The organism is Streptomyces sp. NPDC001002 (assembly GCF_053599215.1).
This window is the reverse complement of the sequence record NZ_JBSFLV010000105.1, coordinates 1-23,281: the sequence shown is the minus strand read 5'-3', so window position 1 is coordinate 23,281 and position 23,281 is coordinate 1. Positions and strand designations below refer to the sequence as shown.

Annotated in this window: 25 protein-coding genes; 10 read left to right on the top strand and 15 right to left on the bottom strand. The window is 68.6% G+C overall.

All coding sequences use genetic code 11. The features are described from left to right. The first annotated feature begins 4 nt into the window (after positions 1 to 4). Positions 5 to 484 (top strand): DUF6193 family natural product biosynthesis protein, encoded by a 480-nt coding sequence (locus ACWDR3_RS34675; RefSeq protein WP_450356530.1) that lies wholly within the window; start codon positions 5 to 7, stop codon positions 482 to 484. A 72-nt stretch (positions 485 to 556) separates the two neighbouring features. Here ACWDR3_RS34675 and ACWDR3_RS34670 read toward each other — a convergent pair whose 3' ends face one another. Further along, a complete protein-coding gene (locus tag ACWDR3_RS34670) occupies positions 557 to 1,519 on the bottom strand; it encodes a helix-turn-helix transcriptional regulator (protein ID WP_450356529.1) in 963 nt (320 codons plus the stop codon). 93 nt (positions 1,520 to 1,612) lie between these two features. On the opposite strand from ACWDR3_RS34670, the gene ACWDR3_RS34665 reads away from it, so the two are divergent. Then, complete coding sequence (locus tag ACWDR3_RS34665) at positions 1,613 to 2,002, top strand: VOC family protein (RefSeq protein WP_450356528.1); 390 nt, start codon at positions 1,613 to 1,615, stop codon at positions 2,000 to 2,002. An 87-nt stretch (positions 2,003 to 2,089) separates the two neighbouring features. Here ACWDR3_RS34665 and ACWDR3_RS34660 read toward each other — a convergent pair whose 3' ends face one another. Beyond that, entirely contained in the window at positions 2,090 to 2,467 is a 378-nt protein-coding gene (locus ACWDR3_RS34660; RefSeq protein ID WP_450356527.1) for a nuclear transport factor 2 family protein, read from the bottom strand. A gap of 169 nt (positions 2,468 to 2,636) precedes the next feature. On the opposite strand from ACWDR3_RS34660, the gene ACWDR3_RS34655 reads away from it, so the two are divergent. The 3 genes from ACWDR3_RS34655 to ACWDR3_RS34645 all read left to right on the top strand — a co-directional run bounded on the left by ACWDR3_RS34655 (position 2,637) and on the right by ACWDR3_RS34645 (position 4,920). Continuing rightward, positions 2,637 to 3,626 (top strand): helix-turn-helix transcriptional regulator, encoded by a 990-nt coding sequence (locus tag ACWDR3_RS34655; protein ID WP_450356526.1) that lies wholly within the window; start codon positions 2,637 to 2,639, stop codon positions 3,624 to 3,626. A gap of 205 nt (positions 3,627 to 3,831) precedes the next feature. Next, on the top strand, positions 3,832 to 4,299 hold the full coding sequence (locus tag ACWDR3_RS34650; RefSeq protein ID WP_450356525.1) for a hypothetical protein: 468 nt from the start codon (positions 3,832 to 3,834) through the stop codon (positions 4,297 to 4,299). A 219-nt stretch (positions 4,300 to 4,518) separates the two neighbouring features. Further along, positions 4,519 to 4,920, top strand: coding sequence for a DUF6896 domain-containing protein (locus ACWDR3_RS34645; RefSeq protein ID WP_450356524.1), 402 nt, complete (start codon positions 4,519 to 4,521; stop codon positions 4,918 to 4,920). 175 nt (positions 4,921 to 5,095) lie between these two features. Here the strand turns inward: ACWDR3_RS34645 and ACWDR3_RS34640 are convergent, their stop codons facing one another. Next, positions 5,096 to 6,226 carry a fatty acid desaturase family protein gene (locus tag ACWDR3_RS34640; protein ID WP_450356523.1) on the bottom strand — a complete coding sequence of 377 codons (1,131 nt, stop codon included), beginning with the start codon at positions 6,224 to 6,226 and terminating at the stop codon, positions 5,096 to 5,098. Positions 6,227 to 6,233: 7 nt separating this feature from the next. After that, complete coding sequence (locus ACWDR3_RS34635; RefSeq protein ID WP_450356522.1) at positions 6,234 to 7,289, bottom strand: ferredoxin reductase; 1,056 nt, start codon at positions 7,287 to 7,289, stop codon at positions 6,234 to 6,236. An 87-nt stretch (positions 7,290 to 7,376) separates the two neighbouring features. On the opposite strand from ACWDR3_RS34635, the gene ACWDR3_RS34630 reads away from it, so the two are divergent. Together ACWDR3_RS34630 and ACWDR3_RS34625 are read left to right on the top strand one after the other, a co-directional pair. Continuing rightward, on the top strand, positions 7,377 to 8,519 hold the full coding sequence (locus ACWDR3_RS34630) for a PucR family transcriptional regulator (protein ID WP_450356521.1): 1,143 nt from the start codon (positions 7,377 to 7,379) through the stop codon (positions 8,517 to 8,519). Between the two features lie 147 nt (positions 8,520 to 8,666). Continuing rightward, positions 8,667 to 9,005, top strand: a complete 339-nt coding sequence (locus ACWDR3_RS34625; protein ID WP_450356520.1) for a thioredoxin family protein — start codon at positions 8,667 to 8,669, stop codon at positions 9,003 to 9,005. A gap of 132 nt (positions 9,006 to 9,137) precedes the next feature. Here ACWDR3_RS34625 and ACWDR3_RS34620 read toward each other — a convergent pair whose 3' ends face one another. The 3 genes from ACWDR3_RS34620 to ACWDR3_RS34610 form a co-directional block, all read right to left on the bottom strand. Further along, the gene (locus tag ACWDR3_RS34620) at positions 9,138 to 11,351 is read right to left on the bottom strand and encodes an MMPL family transporter (RefSeq protein WP_450356519.1); all 2,214 of its coding nucleotides are present in this window, start codon (positions 11,349 to 11,351) and stop codon (positions 9,138 to 9,140) included. 155 nt (positions 11,352 to 11,506) lie between these two features. Then, positions 11,507 to 12,351 (bottom strand): IS5 family transposase gene (locus ACWDR3_RS34615; RefSeq protein WP_450356518.1). Its coding sequence is split into 2 segments (ribosomal slippage): positions 11,507 to 12,021 and positions 12,021 to 12,351, totalling 846 coding nucleotides; the frame shifts between segments, so codons are not numbered across the junction. Between the two features lie 351 nt (positions 12,352 to 12,702). Further along, positions 12,703 to 12,906, bottom strand: a complete 204-nt coding sequence (locus tag ACWDR3_RS34610; protein WP_450356517.1) for a hypothetical protein — start codon at positions 12,904 to 12,906, stop codon at positions 12,703 to 12,705. 679 nt (positions 12,907 to 13,585) lie between these two features. On the opposite strand from ACWDR3_RS34610, the gene ACWDR3_RS34605 reads away from it, so the two are divergent. After that, positions 13,586 to 14,359, top strand: a complete 774-nt coding sequence (locus ACWDR3_RS34605; protein WP_450356516.1) for a maleylpyruvate isomerase family mycothiol-dependent enzyme — start codon at positions 13,586 to 13,588, stop codon at positions 14,357 to 14,359. Positions 14,360 to 14,673: 314 nt separating this feature from the next. Here ACWDR3_RS34605 and ACWDR3_RS34600 read toward each other — a convergent pair whose 3' ends face one another. The 7 genes from ACWDR3_RS34600 to ACWDR3_RS34570 form a co-directional block, all read right to left on the bottom strand. Continuing rightward, the gene (locus ACWDR3_RS34600; RefSeq protein WP_450356515.1) at positions 14,674 to 15,591 is read right to left on the bottom strand and encodes an NADP-dependent oxidoreductase; all 918 of its coding nucleotides are present in this window, start codon (positions 15,589 to 15,591) and stop codon (positions 14,674 to 14,676) included. A gap of 144 nt (positions 15,592 to 15,735) precedes the next feature. Beyond that, positions 15,736 to 16,137: an Imm7 family immunity protein gene (locus ACWDR3_RS34595; RefSeq protein WP_450356514.1), complete on the bottom strand. Its 402-nt coding sequence runs from the start codon at positions 16,135 to 16,137 to the stop codon at positions 15,736 to 15,738. A 67-nt stretch (positions 16,138 to 16,204) separates the two neighbouring features. Beyond that, positions 16,205 to 17,011: an ABC transporter ATP-binding protein gene (locus tag ACWDR3_RS34590; RefSeq protein ID WP_450356513.1), complete on the bottom strand. Its 807-nt coding sequence runs from the start codon at positions 17,009 to 17,011 to the stop codon at positions 16,205 to 16,207. Between the two features lie 52 nt (positions 17,012 to 17,063). After that, a complete protein-coding gene (locus ACWDR3_RS34585; RefSeq protein WP_450356512.1) occupies positions 17,064 to 17,930 on the bottom strand; it encodes an MBL fold metallo-hydrolase in 867 nt (288 codons plus the stop codon). Next, positions 17,927 to 18,376 (bottom strand): hypothetical protein, encoded by a 450-nt coding sequence (locus ACWDR3_RS34580; protein ID WP_450356511.1) that lies wholly within the window; start codon positions 18,374 to 18,376, stop codon positions 17,927 to 17,929. Before ACWDR3_RS34580 ends, ACWDR3_RS34585 begins: the two co-directional genes overlap by 4 nt. 187 nt (positions 18,377 to 18,563) lie before the next feature. Continuing rightward, positions 18,564 to 19,094: an N-acetyltransferase family protein gene (locus ACWDR3_RS34575; protein WP_450356510.1), complete on the bottom strand. Its 531-nt coding sequence runs from the start codon at positions 19,092 to 19,094 to the stop codon at positions 18,564 to 18,566. After that, positions 19,091 to 19,720 (bottom strand): CGNR zinc finger domain-containing protein, encoded by a 630-nt coding sequence (locus ACWDR3_RS34570; RefSeq protein ID WP_450356509.1) that lies wholly within the window; start codon positions 19,718 to 19,720, stop codon positions 19,091 to 19,093. Before ACWDR3_RS34570 ends, ACWDR3_RS34575 begins: the two co-directional genes overlap by 4 nt. 189 nt (positions 19,721 to 19,909) lie before the next feature. Here ACWDR3_RS34570 and ACWDR3_RS34565 point away from each other — a divergent pair, with 189 nt between their 5' ends. Then, entirely contained in the window at positions 19,910 to 20,110 is a 201-nt protein-coding gene (locus ACWDR3_RS34565; RefSeq protein WP_450356508.1) for a hypothetical protein, read from the top strand. Positions 20,111 to 20,626: 516 nt separating this feature from the next. After that, complete coding sequence (locus tag ACWDR3_RS34560; protein WP_450356507.1) at positions 20,627 to 22,027, top strand: FAD-dependent oxidoreductase; 1,401 nt, start codon at positions 20,627 to 20,629, stop codon at positions 22,025 to 22,027. Between the two features lie 524 nt (positions 22,028 to 22,551). On the opposite strand, the gene ACWDR3_RS34555 is transcribed toward ACWDR3_RS34560, so the two are convergent. After that, positions 22,552 to 23,199, bottom strand: coding sequence for a helicase associated domain-containing protein (locus tag ACWDR3_RS34555; RefSeq protein ID WP_450356506.1), 648 nt, complete (start codon positions 23,197 to 23,199; stop codon positions 22,552 to 22,554). Positions 23,200 to 23,281: the final 82 nt, after the last annotated feature.

Below are 23,281 nucleotides of genomic sequence, written 5' to 3'. Positions count from 1 at the left end.
AACCGTGGACGCGAATGACGAGACCTGCGATCAGCAACTGCCCCTGCCGCCAAGACCAGTTCTGCCGGACATGACCGCAGCGCGCAGTCGCGGGCCGGCTGACGTAGTCGAGGCTCATTGGCAGTCCCTGCGACTGACCTGGCAGTGGAAGCAGGCGGTACATCAACTCCGTACGCCCGGACGCCCCTATCCGGGCATCGTCCCACTGCTGGAGGCTGCCGCCGCGCAACCACGACTCCGGCGGCTGTATCCGTTCACCAGCCACTTCGCCCTGCTCTTCAGCAGCTCCACCAGCTACCCCTGGACGGTGCAGGCCGGCTCGATCGAGCCCTTGCACAACGGATGGTTCAAGGTTCGCCGACGCAACCCCTTGGCCGTGATCGGCGAAGTCGAGACCGCCGAAGAGGCCGTGGCCCTCCTGCTTGAACTCCTGCCCACCGGCCCCGAGCCCGTCATCACCGCCCACGCGGACGAACACGTGTGACGTTGGGTGGCCACGCCCGTCGATACCGACACCCCTCCCGGCTTCTGGGGTGCGGGGGGGCGTGACGGTTCGTCAAGGGTCCCTGTGGCGTTGCTCCGTGGCGCGCTGAGCGGTCTCGACGAGTTGCGCTGCTCGACGGCGGACCGCCTGGCAGACCTCGTCGGATGCGTCCAGGTCGAGCGGTGTCGGCAGACGGAACAGTATGGCGGCGAGGCCGTCGGGGGTGGTCCCGCCGATGGTGACGTGGGTGGCGTCCGGACCGTCGGCCCGGCAGCTGCCCATGTTCGGCGGAACCAGCCGACGGGCCTGCGCCAGCGGCAGGGCGATGCGCGCGGTCGCGTAGTACGGGTAGTCGCTCACCAGCATCTGCGCCACCATGGCGGCGGCGTCCGGCCGGTCGTCGAGCTCGACGGTCACGCCTGTCGTATGAGCGGCGACGACGCGGTCCGCGCGGAACGTCCGCCATTGCTCTTTGGCGATGTCGAAAGCGACCAGGTACCAGCGGTTCGGGCTGCGCACCAGTCGATGGGGATCGACGTGCCGCCGGGTCTCGGTGCCTCGGGTGTCGCGGTAGGTGAGCGTCAGCCGTTCCCCTCGATGGCAGGCGGCCGCGAGATCGAACAGGAGCGGGACGGCGACTCGGCCGTGTTCGGCCTGCGTGATGTCGACGGAGCTGCTGTCCATGGCGTCGAGTCGCTCGACGACCCGCGCCGGCAGCAGATGCCTGAGCTTGAGGAGCGCCGAGACGGCGGCGGGATCGTCGCCCGGGGACTCGCGCAACGCGGCGAAGACCGCGAGAGCTTCCTCGTCGTCGAGTGTCAGGGGCACCGTCTGTCTGCCGGGGCCCAGCCGGTAGCCGCCGTACGGGCCGCCCTCGGAGTCGATGCCGTATCCCGCTTCGCGCAGGCGGGCGATGTCGCGGCGCACGGTCCGTTCGGTGACGTCCAGTCGTTGGGCCAGTTCGGCGTTGGTCCACGAGGGCCGACTGGACAGCACCGCGAGCATGCGCAGCAGGCGGGCTGAGGTCGCGGTCACATTTCCGATCCTAGGCACGGATCCAGGACCGATCCTGTCCTGGTCCATCGCTACCTTCTAGATGTCTCGGGCACTTTAGAGAGGAAATGCGACGTGATCGACCATATTTTCCTGAACGTGAGCGACGTGGACCGCTCCGTCGAGTTCTACAACCAGGCGCTGAAGCCGTTCGGCATGACCAAGCTGGTGGACTTCGACGGCTCGTCCGCCCCGGAGTGGGTCGGCGACCTCAAGGGGCTCGGCACCGGTACGGCGTTTCCGCTCTGGCTGCGCGAAGGCGCCACCACGGCAGGCACCCACGTCGGCTTCACCGCACCCTCGAAGGAGGTGGTCGACGCGGCGTACGAGGCGGCCATCGCAGCCGGCGCGACCGACAACGGCGCACCCGGGGACCGCCCCTACTTCGCCCCCGGGTACTACGCGGCCAACGTCCTCGACCCCGATGGCTACAGCCTGGAGTTCACGTACCACGGGCAGCCCTGACCCGGAGCTTCTCGCGGACCTTCAGCCGACGGCCAAGAGCCCGCGGCTGCCGGAAAGGCGTGCCGCGGGCTCGCGAGCGCGGGTGTGTCAGCCCTTGGGCTGGGTGCCGGCGCTGATGATCGGCGTGAGGTCGAAGACGCTGACCACTTCGGTGATCCGACCGTCCTGGACGGTCAGATACTCCATGCCGCGGAATGCCTTGATGAAGGGCAGATCGACGGTATAGACGGTCGCCGCGTGCGCGTCGTCGCCGGCCAGTACGTCGGTCAACTGCCCGCCGACGAGACGGCTCACGAACGGGGCGAGGAACTCGCGATAGGCGGTCAAGCCCTCGATACGGCCGCCGGGCGCTTCGCATACGACATCCTCGGCGACGAAGCTCAGCGCCTTCTCGGCATCGCCGCCGAGCCAGGCGCGGACGTACTCCTCGGCGATGTCCCGGGCGCTTGCGGAGGTGGCAGTCATGGCGCTTGTTCCCTTCCTCGGCCCACCGTCGCCGCGGCCGCGGAAGCGGACCGCACGACGGAAGGGCTCTCTTTCGGTGAGCGGGTCGTGCTCGGTGCGCGACCCATGACTGCATCGTTGCTCCCGTATATGACATCGTCTGTCATATACGGGAGAGAGTTTTGGAGCCATGAAATCGGACCGCCTGCTGTCGATCCTGCTTCTGCTGCAGGCCCACGGGCAGCTGCCGTCCGCGGACCTCGCCGACCGCCTAGAGGTCTCGGTCCGCACGATCATGCGGGATGTGGAAGCCCTGTCCGCGGCGGGCGTGCCCGTCTACACCGTCCGCGGCCCACAAGGCGGCATCGCTCTCGTACCGGGCTACCGCACTGATGTCACCGGCCTGACGGCGGACGAGTCCCGGGCCCTGTTCGTCCTGATGTCGGGATCCGCCCACACCGACCTGGGCCTCGGACAGGCACTCGGCTCCGCGCTGCGCAAGGTCATGACCGCGCTGCCCGCCGCACACCGGCCCGACGCCGACCTGATGAGCCGACGCATCATCATCGACCCCGTCCGCTGGCGCGGTACACCTGGCCCGCGCCGTTCCGATGTCGGCCTGGCCCCTTTCCAGCAGGCCGTCTTCGCAGACCGCCGACTGAGACTGCGCTACCGCCACGGCCGGGACAACCGCGTCAGTGTCTACACGCTGGACCCATACGGGCTCGTGAACAAGGCCGGAGTCTGGTACCTGGTCGCCGACCACAAGGGCGAGCCCCGCCTCTTCCGCACGGACCGAGCACAGGCGGCCAGCGTTCTGACCGCACCCGTCCAACGTCGGGCGAACGCCGAACTGTCCGATCTGTGGGAGCAGTTGCGCCAGGGCATCGACGGCGTCCCCGCCCTCCTCCCCATCACCGCCCGAGTCCGCGACGACACACTGGCGATGTTCCTACGCGTCCACGACACCGACCTCGCGCCCACCTGGGAAAGGCCTTCCAACTCGGCCGGCCCAGGTGAGGGCTGGACCGAGGTCGAACTGCACTTCCGGTCGTTCCTCGCCGCCACCGCCCTCCTCGCGTTCGGGCCCGCCGTCGAGGTCCTCGCCCCGGACGACCTACGGGAGCTCATGGCCCGAAGGGCCCGGGAGACCGCTGCGATCTATCTCAACGAGGGATGACGATGCCCACGATCCGCCGGACTCCTGGACCGCCCAGAAGCGGATCCGCTCATGATGGGCGCCCGCACCTTCGCAAGCTGGATGCGGGCCTCGCCATTGGCCTGACCCTCGACGAGTAACCACCCCTGGAACCAGCTACTCGAATGCACGTTCAGTAACATCGCGTCGCCTGGATGAGGTTCCGCCCGATGAATCGAGTGACCCCGTGAGTGACGATGTCCTTTCTGTCATTCCGACCGACCCGCACTGGCAACCTGAGCAGGCCGCGGCTGAGCGTGCTGCGTCGATCGTGGAGGAACTGGCCCCTGGGCTTCCCGACGGCACCGACGTCGAAATCGACGTCACCTGGCACGACACACTCACCGTGGTCGACTGCGGTCAGAATCTGCAGAAGATCGGTTGTCCCCACTGCGGCGGGTCGATCGACACCGAGTGGTGGGCTGACCTGCTCGAAGCCCACTGCGACGACGGCTTCGCAACCCTCGCCGTGGTGGTCCCCTGCTGCGAGACCGCGACCTCACTGGACGCGCTGAAGTACGACTGGCCCTGTGGGTTTGCACGCTTCGAGATCGCCGTCTGGAACCCAGAGCGCGCCTGGTTCAGCGACAAGGAAGTGATCGCCATCGGGAACGCACTCGGCCATCCAGTGCAGCAAGTCAGGGCCCACATCTGACGCACGTCACCTCGCGAGGAACCCGACATCGCGAGTTCAAACCGCGTACAGCAGCCCGACGGCGCCCGCATCCATGCCCTCTTTGCCCACGGCTGCCGGCCCGGCGAGATCGTGCCGCTGTCCAGGCTCACCACGATGGGCTCGCCCTATCGCGGGGCCGGGTGAGGGCTGAGGAAGTGGAACAATTCCCTCAGCCACGGGCTCAGAGGGGGCGGCCGTATGGAACAGGTTGGGGACGCACGGAACCTCGTGCTCGGTTACGTTCACGCTCTGCGTGCGGTGGACGAGGCCATGCGCGTGGCGATCCCCTCACTTGATCGACTGGCAGATGTCCTTGACCTGGCCCGGTCGAGCCGGATCAGTCGGAGCGCGCACATCGGCCTCTACTCCTACACGGTTCACGGGGCAGGCTGCCGCTTCGTCAGCGACGACGGCACCGAGGTCGATGTGGACTTCGCGGCAGACGGGACCGAAGTCTTCGATCTCTGGCGGCTGCGCAGGTACGGGCTGAGCCTGCCCGAGGCTGTTGACGTCACGGATGAGGACCTGAGCTCCGCAGTGCGGTCGCTGCACCCGCTTCTGACCGAGGTGCGGCCGGGGTGGTTCAGCGCAGTCAGGTGAGCGCGCGTACTCGGCTGTGGCTGTGAGCGTTGAGTCCGTGCACACAGCCTGACACCGGATTGCCGGATCCCATGTCGTACGGTCTGATGTCACGGCCGCCCACTGCCCGCAACGGACCTCACCGGACCCGGCGGTGGCGCCGGTAGGTCCGGAAGATCTCAACCCGTACCGGGATTCAGGCCGCGACGAGTTCCTGCTCGCGGTCCGGGGTCTTGGCCTTGTCCTTGTCCTTGGGCGTCTTGTTCGGGAGCGAGAGCCGGAAGACCTTGTGCCACGCGGAGAACACCTGCTTGGGCAGCGGGCCGGTGACGTACTCCAGCTCGTACTTCTCGAACAGCGCGCGCACCTTCACCGCGACCTCGGCGTACCGGTTGCTCGGCAGGTCCGGGAACAGGTGGTGCTCGATCTGGTGGGAGAGGTTGCCGGTCATGAAGTGCATGGCCTTGCTGCCGCTGATGTTCGCCGAGCCCATCATCTGGCGCAGGTACCACTGACCGCGCGTCTCGCCCTTGATCGACCGGCGCTCGAAGACCTGCACGCCCTCGGGGAAGTGCCCGCACATGATCACCGAGTGGGTCCAGAGGTTGCGGACCAGGTTGGCGGTGAACGTGGCGGCGAGCGTGGGGAGGAACGACGGGCCCGACAGCAGCGGGTGGATCACGTAGTCCTTGAGCACTTGCTTGCGGATCTTGCGGCCCACGGCCCTAGCCCGCGCGCGGAACTCCGGGTTCTTGCGGCGGCGCTTCTGCAGGTTCTTGCCGAGCTCCAGGTCGTACGCGGCGATGCCGTACTCGAAGAAGCAGGCGTTGAGGAAGTTCCACAGCGGCTGGCCGAGGTAGATCGGGTGCCACCGCTGGTCCTCGTCGACGCGCATGATGCCGTAGCCGAGGTCGTTGTCCTTGCCGATCACGTTGGTGTACGTGTGGTGCAGCTCGTTGTGCGAGTGCTTCCACTGGTCGGCCGGCGAGACATGGTCCCACTCCCAGGTGGTGGAGTGGATCTTCGGGTCCCGCATCCAGTCCCACTGGCCGTGCAGGATGTTGTGGCCGATCTCCATGTTGTCCATGATCTTCGCCACGGACAGACCGGCGGTGCCGATCACCCACGCGGGCGGGAAGAGCGAGAACAACAGCACGCCCCTGCTGACCAGTTCGAGCTTGCGCTGCGCCGAGATGACCTTGCGGATGTACGCGGCGTCCTTCTCACCGCGGTCGGCGATCACCTCGTCGCGGATCGCGTCCAGTTCGCGGCCGAGCTCCTCGATCTGCTCCGCGGTCAAGTGGGCGGTGGGGTCGATGGCGGTCAAGGTGCTCCTACCGTTCGATGTCGCAGGGGCCCGCGGCGGCGGACACACAGGTCTGGATGAGGACGCCCGGCTCGGCCTCGGTGATCTCGCCGGTGCGCAGGTCGCGGACGGCGCCCGCCTTGAGCGGCGAGACGCAGCCGAAGCAGATGCCCATGCGGCACCCGGAGGGCATGAGCACGCCGGCCTCCTCGCCGACGTCCAGCAACGGCGTGGCGCCGTCCGCGTCCACGGTCTTGCCGGTGGCGCTGAACGTGACCTCGCCGCCGTCGCCGGTGACGACGATGCCGGGGCGGAAGCGTTCGGTGTGCAGGCGCTCTCGTACGCCGTATTCGGTCCAGTGCTCCTCGGCGGCGTCGAGGAGGCCCGCGGGCCCGCAGGCCCAGGTCTCGCGCTCGGCCCAGTCGGGCACGAGTTCGTCGAGGCGGGCGATGTCGAGCATGCCGTCCGTGTCGGTGTGCACCTCGGTGAGCCGCAGCTTCTTGTCCGCGGCCAGGTCGTGCAGGTCCTGGCGGAAGATCACGTCCTGCGGCCGCGGCGCGGAGTGGACCATGACGACGTCGTCGAACTCTGTGTCGCGCAGCATGCCCATCACGGGCGTGATGCCGCTGCCGGCCGTCAGGTAGAGCACCTTGGCGGGCTTGGCCGGCGGCAGTACGAAGTCACCTGTCGCCTGGTCGAGTTGGATCAGCGTGCCCGGTTTCGCTCTGCGGACCAGGTGGTTGCTGACCTTGCCGTCCGGGATCGCCTTCACGGTGATCGTGAAGCGGCCGTCCTGGCGGTCGGTCGGCGAGGTGAGGGAGTAGGCACGCCACAGGCGCACCCCGTCGACGTCGACCCCGATCCGCACGTACTGACCGGCCGTGTGGCCGCGCCAGCCCCGGCCCGGCCTGATCACGACGGTCGCGGCGTCACCCGTCTCGGGGTGCACGGCCTCGATGCGCCCCCGCAGGTCGGCACCCGCACGCAGCGGGCTGACCAGGTCGAGGTAGTCCGACGGCAGCAGCGGCGTCGTGACCATCTCCAGCAGTTTCCACGCCCTGCTGCGAAGGGCTGCACTCGTCATGACTCCAGCTTGCTGCGCCTCAGGGCGTAAAGTCCTGACCGCAGGACGTGAATCTGGTCGGCCGAATTGTTCGTAGGGAACAAAAACGTGAGTCATGCAATCCAGAGGGCCAGCGAATTGGCCCTGGACGAGACGACGGTCACCGCACTTCGGGCCGCGCTGACGAGCACCGCCGACGAGGTCGTCGAGGCGATCATCGACGAGGTCCCTTCCTACGCCAACGCGCTGTCGGGCCGCATGGGCGTCACCATCCGCCGAGCCGTCCGTACCGCCCTGGGGCACTACCTGGACCTCGCGAGCGGGAACGCCACGGGCGGCGACGCCGGTGACGCCGCCTACGAGCTGGGCCGCGGCGAGGTGCGCGACGGCCGTTCGATGGACGCCCTGCTCAGCGCTTACCGCGTCGGCGCCCGTGTGGCTTGGCGATGCCTGGCGGCGGGCGCCGTACCCGCGGGTCTGCCCGCCGCCGAGGTCGCCAAGTTCGCCGAGCTGACCTTCGCCTACATCGACGAGCTCTCCGCCGCGAGCGCCGCGGGCCACGCCGACGAACTTGCCGCCCGGGGAAGGGCCCAGGAACGCCACCTCGAACACTTGGCCCGCGACCTCCTCGCCGGCGCGAGCCCGGACGTGCTGCTGGCCTCTGTCCAACGGGCCGGGTGGCAGCCCCCGGTCTCCCTGACCGCGGTCCTGCTGCCCGCCGCCCAAGCCAGGCCCGCCTATCGGGCGCTCGACGACTCGGGCACCCTCGTCCTCGACGATCTGCCGGACGCCACAGGGGTGCTGCTGGTCCCCGACGCCGACCGACCTCATCTCCTGCGACAGCTGACCGACCGCACCGCCGTGGTCGGCCCGGCCCGGCCATGGATGCGCGCGTCCGCCTCGTACGCACGAGCCGTACGCGCGCGCTTGCTCTCCTCCGACATCCGCGACACCGAGGACCACCTGCCCGAGCTGGTGCTGAGCGCCGACGCGGACGCGTTCGCGGACCTGCGTGCCCGAGCCCTCGCACCGTTGCGGACCTTGCCTGCCGCGACCGCACGGCGGCTGGAGGAGACGCTGCGGGCGTGGCTGCTGCACCAGGGCAGGCGGGACGAGGTGGCGGCGGCGTTGTTCGTCCATCCCCAGACGGTCCGGTACCGGATGTCGCAACTGCGGGAGCTGTTTCCGGATCTCGCATCGGCACAGCGGGTCCTTGAACTGACGCTGGCGGTGGGACTTCGGGGCAGCTGACGCGTACGTCGACCGTCCAGACCCGCGTGACGCGAGCGACCCGGCCCCTGGTGACCCGGCCTGGCTGCCCCGCAGGTCACCCAGTGGCAACCCGCCGCGCGAGGGATGATGGGGACGGAAAGACGGAACGTGAGGTCAGGAGTCTCCATGGCGAAGCGGGTTCACCGACCTCGTGAGGACGCGGAGTTCGATTTCATCCTCGGGATGAGCGGCGTTCCGGTCTTCGCCTACTTCACCGGGACATGGCCCAGGGCCATCGAGCCCTGCCGGGTGATGGACCTCGTCGTGGATGGCGTCGCCGACGACTACACGGGCCGCCTGACGGCCGTCCGCGCCGACATCACGCGTTGTCCGGCCGCGACCGAGCGATACGGGATCACCGGAGCCCCCTCCTACGTCCTGCTGAAGGAGGGAGAGGCGGTGGCGCACGACACGGGGCCTATGACCACCGCCGAGGTACGGAAGTTCCTGGACGGCCACCTCTGAGCGGCCACCGACTGATCTTCGACGTGTCGGAGCTGCGAAGGAGATCACCGAGGGGCCGTCGATACGCCCTCGGCGGTCACTCTCGTCGCCCGCACACTCGTCTTCCCCTGAGCGGGCGCAGTCAGGCGCGTCTCAGCGGACCCTGGTGGGTTCGTCCGCGGGAGGAGGGGAATCGCTGGCGGTGACCTGGTGCTGAAGGCGGTCACCCTCGATGTCCAGGTCGGGGACGTATCTGTCGAACCATCTCGGGTGGTACCAGATCTTCGCGCGGACGATGGCCATGAGCGCGGGCACCAGGGTGAGCCGGACCACGAAGGCGTCCAGGAGGACACCGACGGCGAAGCTGAAGCCGATGGCCTTGATGGTCGGATCGTCGGTGAACATGAAGGCCACGAAGATGCTGAACATGATCAGCGCGGCCGCGGTCACCACGCGTGCCGCGAGGCCGGTGCCGCGCTCCACGGCTTTGAGGGCGTCTCCGTTCTTGGTGAAGTCCTCCTTGATGCGGGAGACGACGAACACCTCGTAGTCGCTGGAGAGACCGAAGATGATCGCGAGCATCAGGATCGGCAGGAAGCTGATGGTCTCGCTCGGCGGGATGCCGAAGAGCCGCTCGCCCCAGCCCCACTGGAACACCGCGACCTGCGCGCCGAAGGCCGCGAACACGGACAGCAGGAAGCCGACGATCGACTTGATCGGAATGAGGATCGTCCGGAACGCGAGTGTCAGCAGGATGAAGGCCAGACCGACCACGACGACCAGGAACACCGGCAGTGCGGAGGAGAGTTTGCTCGACACGTCGATGTTGGAGGCCGCGGTGCCGCCCACCAGGATGGCGGCACCCGTGTTCCCTTCGAGCGCGGAACGGTCGTCCCGGATCCGGTTGACCAGGTGGGTGGTTTCCTGGTCGTTCGGGCCGGTGCTGGGGATCACGCGGATCACGGTGACGTCGTTGCCGGACGCCATCGGTGCGGCGGACACCACACCGGGGACTTTGGCCAGTGCGGTGGTGATGGGAGCGGCTGCCTTGGCATCGGGGACGCCGTCGGCGACCACCAGGAGCGCGGCGTTGAAGCCCGGTCCGAAGTTGTCGGTAGTGAGGTCGTAGGCCTTGCGTGCGGTGTTCTTCTTCGGCTGCGAGGATCCGCTCGGCAGCCCCAGTTCCATCTTGGTGTAGGGCAGGGCGAGCGTGACGAGGACGGCGATCCCGCCGATCAGGAGCGGCACCCTGAAGCGCACCACGAACCGTGCCCAGGCGGCTCCGAACGTGCGCTCCGGCTCGGTCGCGGCGATCTGGGCGACGTTCTCGTGGTGACCCGGGCGCAGTGGCGTACTGATGAACCTCGCCACCTTGTTCCCCGCGAAGCCCAGCATCGCGGGCATCAGGGTCAGCGCGATCAGCAGTGCCACCAGCACCGCTCCCGCGGCGGCGAGGCCCATCACGGTCAGGAAGGGGATTCCGACCACGGACAGCCCGCACAGCGCGATCATCACCGTCAGCGCGGCGAAGACCACCGAGCTGCCAGACGTGCCCGCGGCCAGGGCGACCGAGTCCTCGATGCTCATGCCGGTGAGCAGGTTGTTGCGATGCCGGGCCAGGATGAACAGTCCGTAGTCGATGCCGCAGGACAGTCCGAGCATCGTCGCCACTGTCGTCGAGGTCGAGGCGATGGTCATGACGGACGCCAGGGCGCTGATGCTCATCAGGGTGACGACGATGCCGATGATCGCGGTGAGGATCGGCAGTCCGGCGGCGACCAGCGCGCCGAAGGTGATGGTCAGGATCACGAAGGCGACCAGGATGCCGACCATCTCCGGCAGCTCGGAGATCTTCAGTTCCCAGCCGGGGTAGACACTGCCGGAGTACTCGACCTCCACACCGGCATCCTGCGCCGGCACGACGGCGGCCTTCACCGCGTCCAGCGTCGATGTCTTCACGTCGGTCGGCTGCGCGTTGAACTGCACCGAGCCGAGAGCGACATGGCCGTTCTTGGAGACGGACTTCGACTCGAACGGGTCGGTGACCAGGCCCACCTGTGGCACCGTCTTGAGATTCTTGACCGCGGCCTCGATGCCGGCCTTGTAGGACGGGTCGGTGACCTTGGTGCTGCCATGGGTCGCGAACACGACCTGGGTCTGGCCACCGCTCAGCGCCGGCAGCTTCTTCTTGAGCAGATTGGTGGCCTGCTGCGACTCGGTGCCCGGGACCGTGAAGGTGTTGTCGGTCTTGCCGCCGCCCACGACCGAGAGGGTGATCGCCACGGCCGCGGCGAGGATCCACACGGCGAGCACGGTGCGCCGGCGTCGGAACGCCCAGCGGGCAAGGCGGTACAAGTAGACGGACATGAGTTCTCCCGGACTGATGGGATCAGCCGTCGGCCGATGGCGGGCCCAGAGTGCGCTGTCCCCTCACTGTCGGCTCGCCGTCGGTGAGCCGCGAGAAGGGTGGACCGTTCGAGTGGCGACGGCCGGGTCGGCAGACCTCGGCTGTTTCCTTTGGATCACCTCGCTGACCAGATGTAGATGGCGGCCAGGTGGAGTCCGGCGAGGTAGATGGTGACGGTCTTGTCGTAGCGGGTGGCGAGGCCGCGCCACTGCTTAAGCTTGTTGATGCAGCGCTCGACGGTGTTCCGTTGTTTGTAGGCGTCGCGGTCGAAGGCCGGTGGTCTGCCGCCACGGCTGCCGAGACGTTTTCGGTGGGCGGCCTGGTCGGAGGGCTGCGGGATCACGGCCCGGATCCCGCGCCGGCGTAACTTCGAGCGGATCACGCGGGACGAATAGGCCTTGTCGGCGAGGACCCCATCCGGTGTCACTCTCGGCCTGCCGACCGATCGCGGAACTCGTAAGCGAGCCATGACCTGCGGGAACGCGGGTGCGTCACCGGCCTGTCCAGGTGTGATCACGAAGGCCAGGGGCTGGCAGCGACTGTCGGCGGCGAGGTGGATCTTTGTAGTCAGTCCACCGCGGGAGCGCCCGAGGGCATGATCGTGCGGCTCGCCGGCCGGGGCCCCTTTTGACGGGCCCCGGCGGCGTGCTGATGAGCACGCACGATCGCGGAATCTACCGCGACGACCCATTCAAGGTCGCCTTCGGCGTCGGCCTGAGCGAGCAGGGCGGTGAAGACCTTTTCCCAGGTCCCGTCGGCGGCCCACTTCCGCTGCCGATTGTGGGCGACCTTCCAGGACCCGAACTGCTCGGGCAGGTCCATCCATGGCGTACCCGTCCGGTACTTGAACCCGATCGCGTCGATCACCTGCCGGTGATCACGCCACCGACCGCCCCGCTTCGGCGTCCGCTCTGGCAGTAATGGCTCGATGCGCGCCCGCTGCCCGTCAGTCAATGACACACCCGACCAACGATCAGATGATCCGAAGGGTACTGCTCAACTGCCTTGGCGCTGCTGACGCTCTCGAAGTCGTTGCACATGCCTGGCGTGCTGCCCGGCCCGCGACCTCTGAGCTCGATCAATCGAAAGCACTTGGGGATCCGCCGCGCGCTCGTACAGCTCGACTTCGAAAGGGTCTGCGTCCACGTCGACAAGCCGTGCCAACGCGGCACGATCCTGCTCAGCCGTCGGACGCACGCGAACCTCGTCTCTCCACACCTGACCGCTCGCTTCGGCTTCGTCCACCTCGCCAATATATGTGCGGACAGGCCGCATGCGGACTCCTCCGAACCAAGATCCGAAAGAGACGACCTAGCCGTCCTCGAGGGCCCGGCTGCCGTGCTGCCCCTTCAGGGACGCCACCACGTGCAGACGCTTCGCGGCAATCGGGTCGACTCCGTCTCGCTCCCGGATCAGCAGGCGATCAGCCAGTCCCCGGTCATACGCGTCGGTGGGACGGAGCGTCCGCTTCGCCGCGATGTTGGCGAGTGACACCATGGCTGCCGCGGACACCACGCTCTAAAGATTCCAGTGCCGTTGCAGCGCGCCGCTGCGGCTCGCCACCTGACGGCGCTGCTCGTCCAGGTCTCCTACGACGAGGGTGCCCACGGGTCGCTGCGGCCGGTTGTCGGCGGCAAGGTCGGTGTGAAGACACCGGCGGCCGGCAAGAGCGTGTGGGCTGGTTGTGCAGACCGGCCTGCAGGCCCATCGCCGCCCAGTTTTCGAGCATGGTGATCCAGTTCGTGCCGACACCGTCCAACTGTCCAGCGAGCAGCAGGCTGTGTGCCGCGTTCACCGCTCACCCCCCCCGCCCTGAGTCATCCCGGGCCTGTGCAGACACCCGCACGCGGCCCCTTCTCCCGTCGGCCGGGAACTTCCCTGCGGCCGCAGCCTGTTCGCCGGCCCCCACCACGGCGGCTGGGTGCGCTTGTTGCCGGATAGTGGTCAGTGGTGCGAGTTGGTGCTCTACGAGCGGGCCTCATCGGTTCCGGACTCGAACGGTGCGACGGCGTTCGCCGTGTCCGCGGAGTGTCGTCTCGCTCGTGATGGTGTTCCAGTTCCGCGCCTCGCGGGAGGTTCGTGTCGTCCCACCCTCAAGGTGAACGGTGATGCGACGGAACACTGCGGGGGAGGAACCATACGAACGTGGGCTGGACACTGGACACGTCGTCCGGGTGCGTACACGATCGCGTTCATGACACCCGAGGATGCCATTGTCGCCACTGCCGACCGGATCGCGGTGCTGCTGGGGGCAGGTGCCGACCCGCAGACGCCGTTGCCGGGCGCCGAGTGGACGGTGGGAGAAGCAGCGGCGCACCTGGCGCTGGCGGGGAAGCTGATGGCGGACATCGGGGCGGGCAAGAACCGTCCCTACGGCGATGGGACGCCGACCGGACTGGCGGCGGCGAACCGCGCCTCCCTGGCCGCCTTCCCGCAGCGAGATCCTGCGGTCCTCGGCGCAGAGATCGCGGACCAGGCCCGGGCCTTCGTAGCGGCCGCAGCCGTTCGCAGCCCCCGGGAAGCGGTACTGACGCCGATGGGGCCGATGGATCTGGCCACCCTGGGCTCGTACCTGCTCACGCACCTGCTCGGGCACGGCTACGACATCGCGGTCGCGCTGCGTGGGCCGCACATGGTCGACCGGGAGGTGGTCAGGTTCACGCTGCCCTTCATGCGACTGGCCATGCCGCGGGTGGTGAGCGCCGGCGCGGCCAACCACCGGGCGTGTTATCTGGTGCGGACCGGCCGCGACCGCTTCGCCGTCACCTTCGTTGACGGCGTGCCCACGGTCACCGACACCCCGCCCCGACGCCCCGATTGCACGATCGCCATCGATCCCGTGGCCTTCCTCCTCCTCGCCCTCGGCCGTTGGACCGCCCCCACCGTCATGGCCCGCGCCAAGGTGATTGTCTGGGGTTGCAAGCCGTGGCTGGGCCCGCGCTTCCCGGCGCTCTTCACAGCGCCGTAGACGAGCTGACGGATTGCCGAACGGCGATGCGCAGTGCCACCGCTCCCCGGTGCCCCGGTGGTGCGGCGACTCCCCGTCGATGCCGCGCCTTTGGATCAGGCGACGGTCCAGTCGCGCAGCTGCCGGGCGAGTCGGGCGACGCCGAGCACACCGGAGGCGGCGTCCCCGAGCGTTGACCCGGGCGACGGCCGCGTAGAGCGGTCCGAGGTCGTCGACCTGTGGATCACCGTCGAGCAACTCGGCGGCGTGCAGCAGGAACGTGACGTCGAGCGGGCGGGCACGTCTGCCGAACCGCCCGGAGGGGGCCCGTGTTCTCACGGACGAACGCGGATGATCGTCTTTCCCTTGCGTCGCTCGGTCGGATTGAGGGCGGCGACGGCTTCGTCGAGGGTCGAGACGTTGTCGATGTTCGTCCGCAGCCGTCCGTCGCGCACCCGCTGCACGATCTCACCCAGGTCGGCGCGATCGGCCTCGACGACGAAGTCCACCGCCAGGCCGGAAGCGGGCCGCGCCTCGACCGGGCCCACGATGGACACCAGCGCGCCGCCAGTCTTGATCAGGGCAGCGGACCGCTTCTGAATGTCGCCGCCGATGACATCGAAGACCAGATCGACGCCGCCGACGTCTTCCAGGGCGTCGTTCTCGAGGTCGACGAACTCATGCGCGCCGAAGTCGAGTGCCTTCTTGCGGTCGGCGGCGCGTCCGGTGCCGATCACGTAGGCTCCGGCCTCACGTGCGAGCTGGGTCACCATCGTCCCGACTGCCCCGGCCGCGCCATGGGCGAGGAGGGTCTGGCCCGACTGAAGGCGGCTGTGCTGGAACAGCCCCTGCCACGCGGTCAGGCCTGAGATCGGCAGGGACGCGCCTACCGTGAAGTCGACGTCACCGGGCAGCGGTGCGAGATTGCGTGCTTCGATCGCCACGTACTCCGCCAGGGTGCCGTCCCGGTGCCAGTCGGCGAGGCCGAACACCCGCTGCCCGACCGACAGCCCCGTCGTTCCGTAGCCGAGGGCGGTGACCACTCCCGCCAGCTCGTGGCCGGGGATCGACGGTGTCTTGTCACGGCCGGCGCGATCGACCCAGGTCGAGGGCCATTCCATCTCGGTCGGGACGAATCCCGACGCGTGAATCCGAACAACGACGTCGTTTATCGCCGCTTGCGGCTCGGGCCGCTCCACCAGCGTCATCCCGGCCGTTCCCGCAGCCTGGTCCGTCACCACGATCGCTTTCATGGAAATCGTCTCCTCGGTCACAGCTGTTCGCTGGTCGTCACGCCTCCGACCTTAGAAGCGGAGTAGCCCAGGAGTGTGGTCCATTTCGATGGCGGATTCATGGGCCACTTCGGGGTGGTGGCCTGCCGCTCCTCGCGACAGCCGTCACGGCCCTGCACTTCCTGGTGCTTCCAGCGTCGGGACACACGGAGACAGCAGCGCTTCCGTGTGCAGCGTGATCGTGCCTCGGGCGAGCCTGAGCACGCGTACGTCGTTCTCATAGCTCGGATCCTCGTCATCGCGAAAATGCAGCAGCCCGTAGGAGCCCGGCGCAACCGCCGCCACATGCTCGTACAGACCGACGACATCAGGCGATGAGCGGTGATTGGAGTGGCCTCCCAGGTGGATGAACGGCTCGCCGTTCATCCACCTGAGTTCAAGGAGATAAGGGCTGGCCATCTGGGCGATGCGAAGCTGAAGCTCTTCGACGATTTGCCGCAGTCGGATCTCGTCGTCTTCACCAACTGCCGTCTCCCTGACCGTGATCCAGCCGTGGTACTCGAACACACCACGACTCTACCGAGGTCAGCCGTGCCTCACTGAGCCGGCCGCGGCAAGATCCGCCGGAAAGGATCTAGCGGCCCGAGCGTGCGTACCAGCGTCCGTCGTGGCGGGCCACGTGAACGGGACGTCCGAAGCAGACCGTCATGTTGTCCGGGGTGAGCACGCTGTCGACCGGGCCGGAAGCCAGTTCGCGGCCTTCTTTGAGGAGGAAGGCATGAGTGGTGCTGGGCGGCAGCTCTTCCAAGTGGTGGGTGACCATGACGGTGGCGAGGTCGGGTCGGTCGGCGGCCAGCCTGTGCAGGGCGTCCACGAGGTCCTCGCGGGAGGGGAGATCGAGGGCGTTGAACGGCTCGTCGAGCAGGAGCAGCGGCGGATCGGCCATCAGGGCACGGCAGATGAGGATCCGCGCGCGCTGGCCGCCCGAGCAGTCGCCGAATCGGCGGTCGGCGAGCTCCTTGCATCCGAGCTCGGCGAGCAGCGCATGGCCGCGTTCGCGGGTCGCGGTGTCGTAGGCCCGCCACAGTGGCTGCACCGTGCCGGTCGCCCCGGTGAGAACGACGGTGTGGGCGGTGGCGTCCGGCGGGACCTTCTGGGCGGCTGACACCAGGCCGACGCGTGCTCGCAGCTCGCGCACGTCGACGTGGCCGAGGCGATCACCGAGGACCTCGACGGTGCCGACGGTGGGATGCATGACGGCCCCGACGAGCCGGAGCAGCGTGGTCTTGCCGGCCCCGTTGGCCCCCAGCAACGCCCAGTGCTCGCCGGACCGAACGGTCCAGTTGATCCCGTCGAGGACGATCTCCTGTCCGGTGGTACGGCGGTGGACAGCAACAGCCGTCAGAGCGACGACGGCGCGGGGCTCCCGGGTTTCGATCACATCAGCAGAGTAGTGCTGCATCCGGCAACTCCACCTGGTGCCGGATCCTTGGTCAGGACCGGGGTTCCGGGAGGAGTTGTTGGGCGCTGAGCCAGACGGTGTAGGGGTTGATGCGCTCGGGATGGCGGTCCAGTACGCGGGTGAAGAACTCGTGGGGCGACGAGCTGGATTCGAGCACGCGGCGGGTGTCGTCGAGGTAGCGGCGGGTGGCGTCGACGTCCGAGGGGTCATCGGGGCGGCTTGAGTCCTTGTGTCCCGCGACGACGTGGCGGGGTTTGAGCGCGGCCACGGCGTCCAGGGCTCGGTGCCAGGCTTCGAGGCCGCCGTTGGGTGTTTCGGCCAGGTACTGGTGGACGTTGTTGTAGACCACGTCTCCGGCGACGACCAGGTCGAGCGAGGGAACGTGCAGGACCGATGTGTCGTCGGTGTCGCTGTGGCCCACCTCGACGGGGATGAGCGGGTATCCGTCCACCGTGAAACCGTCGGTCGGCGATTTCTCGACCTGGATGCCCGCCGCGGCCTGATCCAACTGCCCGGGGAAGAGGACGGGCCACGGCGGGGGTACGGAACCGTCGGACGTACTGGCCTTGATGCGCTGAGCGGTGCCGGGTGCTGCCACGGCGGTGGCATCGGGGAATCGCCGCAGCAGTTCAGCGGTGCCGAGCCAGTGGTCCCCGTGCGCGTGGGTGATGAAGACGTACGCGAGTCGCCTGCCACGCGCAGTGATCCAGTCCGCGAGCGCCGCGGACTGGATCCTGGTGATGGGCGGGTCCACGATGACGGCGGACGTAGGCCCGTATACGAGGGTGTGTGACAGCGGCGACCAGTGGGGGACCTGGCCGCCGGGCAGGGGCGCACCGTTGACGGGGGTGAGGCCCGAGACGAGAACTTCATGGCGCAGCCCGTTCTGTGACGTCATGACGTGGCCTCCGTCTCGAGCAGGCTCCGCACGGCTGCCGGGGTGAGGAAGTAGTCGGCGTAGGGGGTGCCGGCGAAGTGCTCACCCATGAGTCGCGACCACAGCAGGACCGAGGTGAGCGGCCTGTGATTGATGACGATGCGCCGTACCAGCCCCGCGTCGTCGAAGCGGACGACGACCACGGTGCCGATCGGTTCACCGTGCACACGGGAGGTGTAGTCCTCGACGAAATCGTGCTCACCGTACGGGCCGGCGTAGTTGAACTCCTGGTAGTCGTAGAGAGACCGCGCGACGGTGAGGATCTCCCGCACGGCGGCCGGCCCATGGACGATCCCGTTGAGTACCGACGCCTCCATGGTGACGTCCTCGGCGAGGCGGCCGAGCCATTCCGGCTGGTAGTCCCTGCGGTGCAGGCTCTCGTCTCCGCTGCCCAGATATGTGGTCATGGCTGACCTCTGTTCTCCTGACTGAAGCTGACGACATAACTGTAACCGTTTTGCCTATGTTGGCAAGATGTCGATACGTCCCTGCTGCGCGCGAGCACGGTCTATCGGCCGGGGCTCATCCGGCGGTTCCGGGCGATCGGTCCCGCCGGCGGTCGGTGCGGCCGGTCGCCAGGTTTTGCCGTGCGCTTCAGCCCTGTGTCGGGAGGGGGACGCCGGGGGCGAGCTGCCAGAGGAATTCCAGGCCGTCGGCCGCGTGATGCAGGCGATGGTCCGGTGCCACAGCGGTGAGGAGTTGGCGGGCACGCTCGTTGCTGGGGAGCACGGAGGCCTTGAAGTGCAGAACGCCTCGGTGAAGTGCCGCGTCGGTCAGGGCCGCCATCAGGTGTTGTGCGATGCCCTGATGCTGCCAGGCGTCTGCCACCAGCACGCTGACTTCCGCCAGGTGCGGAGCCTCTGTCGTGACGGAGTAGCGTGCGATCCCCGCGATCTCGTCCCTCGCGAGGACGATCAGCGCCTCCCGGTCGTGGTGGTCGATGTTCATGAGCTGGTCGAGGAAGGCGCCGCTCAGTTCGTTCAACGCTCCGTGGAAGCGCATGTAGCGGGATTGCGCGGACAGCCGTGGACAGAGCCCTTTGAGGCGCTCGCGATCTCCTGCTTGACCGAGAGGGCGGACCCGCAGAGCGCTTGCCGGACCCGCGCCGGCGTCAGGGGCGGTCATGACCCCGCTTCTCCGTCAGGACCGGTGTCCTGGTTCGCTGATCGCCTGCGCGCCCGATACGCCCGCAGGTTCGCGGCGTTGCCGCAGGTTTTCACGTTGTGCCAGGTGCCGCTGTTGTTGCGCGAGCGGTCGTAGAAGGAGAGGTGGCACAGCGGGTTGCGGCAGGTCTTCAGCCGACGCCAGGTGTCATTGCCCTGGGCCTGCCACATGGCGATGAGCAGCATGGAAGTGATGGTCTGGGCACCGCCGCCTTGCGGGGTGGCGACGACGAGTCCGTCCGTGTTCATGCCCAGGGAGATCTCTGCCGAGATGACAGGGGTGCGGTTTGCGGTGTCCGCAGGTGAAGGGGCGTCAGCGAGAGCGGTCCGAAGGGACTGCCGGTATTCCTGCAGGTGCGCGCAGGCGGTCCGCCCCAGAGTGAGAGGCTGCTTGGGCTGGCCGGATTCGGACGACCACCTGTCGGCAACCTCTTCGGCCCAGGTCTGCGCCGTTGACGGCTCGGCCAACAGGTCTGTTCGCTGGGTGCCGATGGCGGCGGTGTTCAGGAAGTCCTGGACCAGCGCCAGCGAGCCCGGTGCCGGGTCGAGCTCATAGCGTTCTGTGGCAGGCCAGGAACAGTGCGACATTCTCGGCAGCTCTCCTACCTCACGTGTCCGACACAGTCTAAAGAGATTAACCTATTTCGTTGAGGGGTGTGGGGCGACTGCTTTGCACGTTGACGGCAGGCGGATTCTGTCGTCGGCAACGGCCGTCCGCGGAGGGTGAGCGATAAACCGAGGTCGGGCTTTGGCCTGGCTGTGTGGTGCAACGGGTATGTGGGCGCGAGTCTGTCGGAGGACGACCTGGCCGTTGTGGACCTGCTGTGTCGGACGGGCGCGTGGGTGCCGGGGGCCGGCCCGCAGCCGTACCCGCTGGCTGAGGGCTGCCAGGATCATCTGCTGGCGCTGGCGTGCGAGGAGTCGGCCCGCACCGGGAAGCCGGTGACGACCGCCGTGCAGCCGTGGGCGGTCAGTTGACCCCGCAGGGCAGGCCGCCGAGGAGCAAGTCCCGTCCGGTGGCCTCTGGCAGGGCGGTGTCTGGGCTGGATGACGCCGGGGATGACGGGTGCTCCCTTGGCCGGGTTGTTCACCTCGTCCCGAACTCCAGGTCGCGTTCGGCGCGCGAATCCCCGAGGTGGTTGGTGTAGTCCTCTCGTTCCGTGGTGGTCGAGGTGGAGGTGCCAGAGCCCCCGGTTTCGGCGAGTAGGTCCAGGTGGTTGATGTCGGGTGCGCGGGCTGCCGTGGAGGCGCCGTTGTCGTAGGGGGAGTGCCAGGAGCCTTGGCTGAGCGGGCGGTTGGTGTCCCGTGCGGGGGCGGTGACGGTCTCCTCCAGGAGGACCTGCGCCTCCGCTGGTCAGGTCGGGCGGGGTTAGGCCAATCGGCCGAAGGCGGGGCCGGTGTCGGGTTCGTAGGGTGGAGCGGGCGACGGACCACTGCTGTGGCCTGTGTCCGTGTGTGCTTATCGGTGTTGCGTGGGATGGGAAGAGGAGTCTCGTGACGGATGTCGTCGTGGTCGGTGGCGCGCTCGGCGGCATCCAGACAGCCCTGCTCCTGGCCCAGGACGGCCATCACGTGACCGTTCTCGAACGGGACCCGCAGCCCCCGCCCGCCGAACCGGAGTCGGCGTGGTCGCATTTGGAGCGCCCCGGCATCCCTCAGGCGCGTCTGCTGCATCTTCCGCTCGCCCGCTGGCGCCAACTGGCCGAGGCCGAGCTGCCGGATCTGGTGAAGCGGATGACGGCAGCGGGTGCGGTGCGCACGAACATGGTGGCGCTCGAACCGGGGCTGGGCGGCGAATTGCGCGCGGACGACGCCCGCTTCGACACGCTCGTGGCCCGGCGTCCGGTCTTGGAGTCCGCCGCCCGTGACGCGGCGGAGGCGGCCGGCGTCACGATCCGCTGGGGCGTGGCCTGCCGCGCGCTGCTCGCGGACTCGGCCGGACCGGTGCCGCACGTGACCGGCGTGGCGACGAGCGAGGGCGACATGAGGGCCGATCTGGTCGTCGACTGCACCGGACGCCGTTCACGGCTGCCCGTCTGGCTGCGGGAGATCGGCGTGCGAGGGGCGCTGGAGGAGACCGGTGAGGGCGGCTTCACCTACCACAGCCGCTACTTCCGCTCATCCGACGGCGCGCTGCCCACCGCCACCTTCCTCCAGTCCGACCAGCACGGCTCCCTCGATCTCCTGCGCGTGCCCGCCGACCACGGGACCTACTCGATCTGCCTCGTCAGCCGCACTCACGACCACGACATGCGCGACCTCCTGCGTCACGAAGCTTCGTGGTCGGCGGCCGTGAGCCTCTTCCCCGACGCCGACGCATGGTTGCAGGGGCGGCCCATCGCCGAGGGGATCCAGACCATGGCCCGCCTCACCCACCGCCGGCGGACGCTGTACGACACCGAACAGCCCCTCGTGACCGGACTGGTGGCCCTCGGCGACGCCTGGGCACTCACCGTCCCGACCCTCGGACGGGGCCTGACGATGAGCCTGACCCACGCCCTGATCCTGCGTGACCTGCTGCGCCGGGCGGACACCGACGACCCGACCGCCTTCGCAGCGGCCTACGCGAAGGCCACCGTCGACGGTCTGGACCGGCCGTACCGGCAGACCGTCTCCTACACCCGGCACCGCCTCGCGGAGATGACCGCTCACGCGGCCGGGACCCCCTACACGGATCCCGGCTGGCAACGGGCCCGGGCACTGCGGCTCCTGGCCCAGCGCGACCCTGCCGCGCTGCGGGCGGAGCGGGCCGCTGTGCACATGTTGCCCGGCGCGCAGGAGGAACTGCGCGCCCCCGCGCTCGCCGAGGCCGTCGCTAGCCTGGCCGCCGAGACCACAGGCACCATGCCGGCCGGCCCCACACGCGCCGAACTCCTGCACGCTCTCACCGCATGACCGACACGCGGCCCTGGACTCGGAAAGCGCGTCGCACGTCCTGTCGTGCCCGCGCGCACTGCCGATAATGATCCGCCAAGTCAGGCCGGGTGAGCCGTGGCGGTTGGCGTGCACTTGACGGTGTGACGCCATCCCCTGACCTTTCGTGGCCTTCCGGTTGTCGAACGTGCGCCCCCGCAGGTCCGTTGTGGCGTGTGGTCAGGATCCCGGTACGAGGCGGAAGGAAACGAACCGGGCTTGCAGAAGCTCGGATCCCGGTGGTGATGGTCTTCGGCAAAACCTTCTGGAAAGCGGGCGCACGGCCTCGGGCTGAAGTCCGCCGACGCCCTCCACCGTCCGTGTACCCGCGCCCGTCCGTGCACCCGCGCCCGTCCGTGCGCTCGCGCCCGGGATGTCGTCAGCTTCCGCAGGGTCTCCCGCTGCCGGTGCTGCTGCCCGCTTGAGCGGTTCGCTCTCCCGGACCGACAGGCCTGCCGGCGGGGAGAGCGAACGGACAGGCCTGGCGCGGCCGTTGTGCATCGAGCTCACCAGCGCATGCCCAGTTCATCGAGTGCCGCCCGGCGCTCCGGGGGGAGTTTGTCGGCTCTGCGGCGGGTGTTGTCCAGAAAGGACCCCAGCCGTACGTCCACCCCGTCCACGTGTTCGACGTGGCCTCGCGTCGGCCGCAGGTGGCCTTCCCGGGCGTGGAACTGGCGGGCGGCGGCGAGGTTCGCGGCCCACCGCGCATCCTGCGTACGAGGCACCGGCACCGCCTCGCCCCCGTCCTCGCCGGCGGGCTCGACGTCGAGGACGCTGTCGAGCAGCCACTGCTGCACCGGCGCCAGGCGCTCCCAGCCGGCCCGCTGGGCCTTGATCCAGGCGCCGAGGTCCTCGCCCTGCACGATCACCTCACTCACGGCCGTCGGCACAGCGCCCCCGCTCCGCAGGTGGGCGAGCGTCAGTGTGAAGCCGCGTTGCCAGTCGATGCTCCAGGCGGGACACCAGGCGGGATCGATCGCGTCCAGTGCCTCCAGACGGCCTTCCGGCAGCTCACCGGCGCTGGAGACACCCGTCTCCCCACGCGCGCGCCGCACGGCGTTGTGCTGTGTCCTGCGGGCGGCCGCGCGCTGGTTCTTCGCCCACACCCCGATGGGGAAGCCGTCCCCGCCCCACACCGCGGACGCCGGCGGCAAGAAGTGCCGCGCCGGCCCGCACGAACACCGGCATGGTGTCGAGACCGGTGGTGACGTTCTGGGTGGTGCCGCCGGTGTAGGT

Coding starts and splice junctions, on each gene's coding strand:
- ACWDR3_RS34645 (WP_450356524.1), top strand. CDS start 4,519: ATGGAACAGGTTGGGGACGCACGGAACCTCGTGCTCGGTTACGTTCAC.
- ACWDR3_RS34575 (WP_450356510.1), bottom strand. CDS start 19,094: ATGACCGCCCCTGACGCCGGCGCGGGTCCGGCAAGCGCTCTGCGGGTC.
- ACWDR3_RS34620 (WP_450356519.1), bottom strand. CDS start 11,351: ATGTCCGTCTACTTGTACCGCCTTGCCCGCTGGGCGTTCCGACGCCGG.
- ACWDR3_RS34655 (WP_450356526.1), top strand. CDS start 2,637: ATGAAATCGGACCGCCTGCTGTCGATCCTGCTTCTGCTGCAGGCCCAC.
- ACWDR3_RS34625 (WP_450356520.1), top strand. CDS start 8,667: ATGGCGAAGCGGGTTCACCGACCTCGTGAGGACGCGGAGTTCGATTTC.
- ACWDR3_RS34605 (WP_450356516.1), top strand. CDS start 13,586: ATGACACCCGAGGATGCCATTGTCGCCACTGCCGACCGGATCGCGGTG.
- ACWDR3_RS34635 (WP_450356522.1), bottom strand. CDS start 7,289: ATGACGAGTGCAGCCCTTCGCAGCAGGGCGTGGAAACTGCTGGAGATG.
- ACWDR3_RS34570 (WP_450356509.1), bottom strand. CDS start 19,720: ATGTCGCACTGTTCCTGGCCTGCCACAGAACGCTATGAGCTCGACCCG.
- ACWDR3_RS34600 (WP_450356515.1), bottom strand. CDS start 15,591: ATGAAAGCGATCGTGGTGACGGACCAGGCTGCGGGAACGGCCGGGATG.
- ACWDR3_RS34585 (WP_450356512.1), bottom strand. CDS start 17,930: ATGACGTCACAGAACGGGCTGCGCCATGAAGTTCTCGTCTCGGGCCTC.
- ACWDR3_RS34660 (WP_450356527.1), bottom strand. CDS start 2,467: ATGACTGCCACCTCCGCAAGCGCCCGGGACATCGCCGAGGAGTACGTC.
- ACWDR3_RS34580 (WP_450356511.1), bottom strand. CDS start 18,376: ATGACCACATATCTGGGCAGCGGAGACGAGAGCCTGCACCGCAGGGAC.